The 4,439-nt window shown below is 64.3% G+C and carries 5 protein-coding genes; 3 read left to right on the forward strand and 2 right to left on the reverse strand.

Annotation, left to right across the window (positions count from 1 at the left end; translation table 11 throughout):
• The coding region (locus EOA49_RS30550) for an FAD-dependent oxidoreductase (protein ID WP_127243552.1) at positions 1-731 on the reverse strand (731 nt) is incomplete at its 3' end.
• 199 nt (positions 732-930) lie between these two features.
• Between EOA49_RS30550 and EOA49_RS30555 the strand changes: the two genes are divergently transcribed.
• The 3 genes from EOA49_RS30555 (at position 931) to EOA49_RS30565 (ending at position 3,323) form a co-directional block, all read left to right on the forward strand.
• Positions 931-1,401 carry an RDD family protein gene (locus EOA49_RS30555; protein WP_127239998.1) on the forward strand — a complete coding sequence of 157 codons (471 nt, stop codon included), beginning with the start codon at positions 931-933 and terminating at the stop codon, positions 1,399-1,401.
• 139 nt (positions 1,402-1,540) lie between these two features.
• Positions 1,541-2,305 (forward strand): arginyltransferase, encoded by a 765-nt coding sequence (locus tag EOA49_RS30560; protein ID WP_067000678.1) that lies wholly within the window; start codon positions 1,541-1,543, stop codon positions 2,303-2,305.
• A 121-nt stretch (positions 2,306-2,426) separates the two neighbouring features.
• Positions 2,427-3,323, forward strand: a complete 897-nt coding sequence (locus tag EOA49_RS30565) for a DMT family transporter (protein WP_127239999.1) — start codon at positions 2,427-2,429, stop codon at positions 3,321-3,323.
• Here EOA49_RS30565 and EOA49_RS30570 read toward each other — a convergent pair.
• A partial coding sequence (locus EOA49_RS30570; RefSeq protein WP_245460847.1) for an AI-2E family transporter occupies positions 3,311-4,439 on the reverse strand: 1,129 nt, incomplete at its 5' end. The two genes, EOA49_RS30565 and EOA49_RS30570, sit on opposite strands and share 13 nt — an antisense overlap.

Consider the following 4,439-nt stretch of genomic DNA (forward strand, 5'->3'; position numbering starts at 1 on the left):
GGCTTGGAGGCGATTTCTTTTACCGTGCTGCCGAGGCGAATGGTCATGCCGCGGTCGCGCATCTGATGGATGAAGTCGTCGACGATTTCGCGATCGACGAAATCGAGGATGGTGTTGCGCGGCTCGACCAGCGTCACCGGCACGTCGAGCGCCGAAAAGATGGTCGCGTATTCGACGCCGATGACGCCGGCGCCGATGACGGTCAGCGTGCGCGGCAACCGGTCGAGTTCCAGCATCTCGTCGCTGTCGAAGACGCGCGTCTTGTCGAACGGCACGTCGCGCGGGCGGTGCGGCCTGGTGCCGACGGCGATCAGCGCATTGGCGAAACCGATCTCGCTATAGTCGCCATTGTCGGTGGTCAGGCTGACCTTGTTTGCACCGATGAATCTGGCCGTGGCCCGCGCGCTTTTGACCGCGTTGCGCATGAACTGATGCTGCAGCACCTCGACTTCGTGATCGAGCGTCTTGTGCAGGCGCTCGACGAGGTCGCTGACCGAAATATCCTGCTTGACCCGGTAGCCGCGCCCGTAGAAGCCGCGCTCGCGCCAGCCGGAGAGATTGAGCACCGTTTCGCGCAGCGTCTTGGACGGAATGGTGCCGGTGTGCACGGAGACGCCGCCGAGACGCCGGCCCCTATCGATGACCAAAACCGACTTGCCGAGCTTGGCCGACTGCACCGCGGCGCGGCGCCCGGAGGGGCCGCTGCCGATGACCAGCATGTCGTAGTCCATATTCCCCATCCCCTCGGCGTCTTGTTGCGCCGCAGCAGGCTAACGCGATCCGCGCCATGAATTCAATCGCCGCAGCGCCGCTCGCCACAGCCTGCCGCGCGGGCGTCACGAGCAGTCCATCTTGATTCCGCCACCGGCTTTCACCATTTCAGTGGCGAATGGCCGAGACTTATTTCCGGCCTGTTGCGAGGCATGACACATGAACACGCGCGTGCTGGACGGCGAGATTATCACCACAAGGCTCGAGGATACACGCGTCTACCGCGGCGTGCGCACCAGGCGCATCTTCGCCTTCGTCCTCGACTATTTCATCGTGGCGCTGCTCACCATCCCCTTCGCCATATTGGTCGCCCTACTCGGGCTTTTGACCTTCGGCCTGGGCTGGGCCCTGTTCTCCGTCCTGCTTCCGGCGGTTGCCATCCTCTATATCTGGAACACGCTGGGCAGCCGCGACCAGGCCACAACAGGCATGAAGATCATGGGCATCCGGCTTGAGAGGCTCGACGGCACGCGCATCGACGGCCTGACCGCCGTCGTGCATTCGGTGCTGTTCTGGGCCGGCAACGTCATCCTGACGCCGCTGGTGCTGCTGGTCACGCTGTTTTCCGATCGCAAGCGCACGCTGCACGACCTGCTTCTCGGCACCGTCGTCACCCGCACCGATAGCTGACGCTATGTGCGGCCGCCCTCGCCGCGCCGGTTGTGCTAGATATGAACAGCTTGGGCCGGCCGCGACAGCACAATCCTGTTGAATTTTTCGCCGGCCGGGCCAAAGGTAGGGCGATTCGCAGGAGCGTGTCCAAGAATCGATGACGCAGCATCCGACCCAGTCGCCGCAGTTCTTCCTGACCGCGCCGTCCCCGTGCCCCTATCTGGAGGGCCAGTTCGAGCGGAAGGTGTTCACGCACCTTGTCGGCGACAAGGCGCCCGAGATGAACGATCTGCTCACGCAAGGCGGCTTCCGGCGTTCCCAGAACATCGCCTACCGGCCGGCCTGCGAATCCTGCCGCGCCTGCGTGTCGGTGCGCATCCTGGCGCAGGAGTTCACCGCCAGCCGCAACATGCGCCGCGTCACTCAGCGCAATGCCGACCTCATCGGCGCCATGCACGACGCGCAGCCTTCCACCGAGCAATATTCGCTATTTCGCGCCTATCTCGACGCGCGCCATCGCCGCGGCGGGATGTCCGACATGACAGTGCTCGACTATGCGATGATGGTCGAGGACACGCATGTCGACACCAAGATCATCGAATACCGGCGCCGCGGCCCCGACACCTTCATCACCGGCAAGGGCCAGGGTGAATTGATTGCCGTAGCGCTGACCGACAAGATGGCCGACGGCTTGTCGATGGTCTATTCCTACTTCAATCCCGATTTCGAGGACCGCTCGCTCGGCACCTTCATGATCCTCGATCACATTGCCCGCGCCAAGGCGATGGGACTGCCCCACGTCTATCTCGGCTACTGGGTCAACGGCTCGCGCAAGATGAGCTATAAGATGCGGTTCATGCCGCAGGAGCATCTCGGTCCGAAAGGCTGGGAACGCTACGACCACGAAGCGGTCAGTCGCTGACCTTTTTTCCAAAGCCCGTTCTTAAACTGTTTCAAGGGGCAGGAAGCTGGTGTTTCCGCCACTCGCTGGAAGCGTGCGCCATCGAGCCAGCCGCCGCCTGCAAATCATTGCGAGACCAATCATGTCTTCCCACCACGACCATCAGAAAGGCCTGCTGATCACCGCCATCGGCGGCCTGGTGCTCACCTTCGACATTCCCCTGATCCGGCTCGCGGATGGCAGCCCGTGGACCATCATGGCGCTGCGGACCGGGACAACGCTTGTCGCCACCCTGTTGATTTGGGTCGTCTGGCGCGCGGTGCGCGGCAAAGCGCCGAAGCTCATCCCCGGCTGGTCGGGCCTGGCGGCGGCGATCTGCTACGGCCTGACTTCGATCACCTTCGTCACCGCCGTCTATCATACCTCGACCGCCGACCTCGTCTTCATCCTGGCCTTCAACACCGTCTTCGCGGCGCTGCTCTCCTGGCTGTTCCTCAGAGAACGACCGCGGCTGAGCACCGTGATCGCAATGCTGGCGATGATCGTCGGCGTGCTGATCATCGTCGGCGGTTCGGTCGGCACCGGAAAACTGTTCGGCGATTTCATGGCGCTCTGCTCGGCCTTCTTCGTCGCACTCGCCATCACCATCTCGCGCGCCAGCGGCAAGGACATGGGCTTCACCGCGCTGGTCGGCGTCGTCTTTCCGCTGGCGCTCGCCGCATTCATGGTCTCGGGTGAAGGACTGCACGTCAACGCGCCGTGGTGGATCATCTTCAACGGCGCGGTGATCATGCCGATCTCGTTCTTCTGTCTCGCCGCCGGCCCGAAATATATTTCAGGGCCGGAGGTGGCGATGTTTTACGTTCTGGAGACGGTGCTCGCGCCTGTCTGGGTCTGGCTGGTCTTTGCCGAGGCTCCGACACGAAACAGCCTGATCGGCGGCGCGATCCTGATCGTGGCGCTGGTAGCCCACTCGCTCTGGCAATTGCACGAAGGCCGCAGGCGCCGCGCGGCGCTCGCCGTCGCCTACCCGGCCTGAATTTTCCTGGTCTCAGGCGCCGTCTCGATCCGTGGCGGCCCGTTCCCTTCTTCAGCGGCAGGTGGAAGCTCATCCATCAGCTCGACCTCGCGCAGCCATTCGCGCCAGATGGCGACGAGCAGCGCCATCAGTACAGGGCCTATGAACAGGCCGAGGAAGCCCATCGTCTTGACGCCGCCGATCAGGCCGAAGAAGGTCGGCAGGAAAGGCAGCTTGATCGGCCCGCCGACCAGCTTCGGGCGCAGCGTCTTGTCGACGATGAAAAGCTCGACCGCGCCCCAGACGAACAGCGCGAGGCCCGCAAACAACTTGCCGCTGGCCGCGAGGTAGATCGACACCAGCGTAAAGGAGAGCGGCGCCCCGCCCGGGATTAGTGCCATGATGCCGGTAAGCGCGCCGAGCGTGACCGGCGACGGCACGCCGGCCAGCCAATAGGCGACACCCAGCACCACGCCCTCGCCGATGGCGATGACGGTCATGCCGGTGACGGTCGATGAAATGGTAGCCGGCACGACGCGCGAGATGCGCTCCCAGCGAGTCGGCAGGATGCGCTCGCCGAGGCGATCAACCTGCGCCGCGAAGCCCTCGCCGTCGCGATAGGCAAAGAACAGCGCGATCAACATGAAAAGCAGCGTGAGCAGCAGCCCGAAGGCGCTGCCGCCGGCGGCCAGCGCGCCGCGATAGATGGTGCCGATGTTGGAGCCGCTGACCATCTGGATCAATTCGCCGATGCCGCCGGGATGGCCGAGATTGGCCGTCCACTGCTGGTTCAGCCATTCGCCGACGACCGGCATGGTGGCGATCCATTGGGGCGTGGCAGAGCCGTGGCGGTTGGTCTCGATCGCCCAGACCACCCACTCGCGAAGCTCGTTGATGGCGTAAGTGCCGGCGAGCGCTATCGGCACCACCAGGAAGGTCAGAATGAACAGGATCGCGAGGGTCGCGGCGATCGTGCGGTTGCCGCCGACCCCGGCGAGCAGCCGGCGGTAGAGCGGCCAGCTGGCGAAGGCGATGACGAGCGCCGCCAGCACCGGGAACAGGAAGCCGTGGAAGAAATAGACGCCGGCGGCGACGATCAGCACCAGGAGCCAGCGCGCCGCCGACAGCGGCGGGGTG

This window comes from Mesorhizobium sp. M1A.F.Ca.IN.020.04.1.1 (assembly GCF_003997315.1).
Taxonomy (GTDB): Bacteria; Pseudomonadota; Alphaproteobacteria; order Rhizobiales; family Rhizobiaceae; genus Mesorhizobium.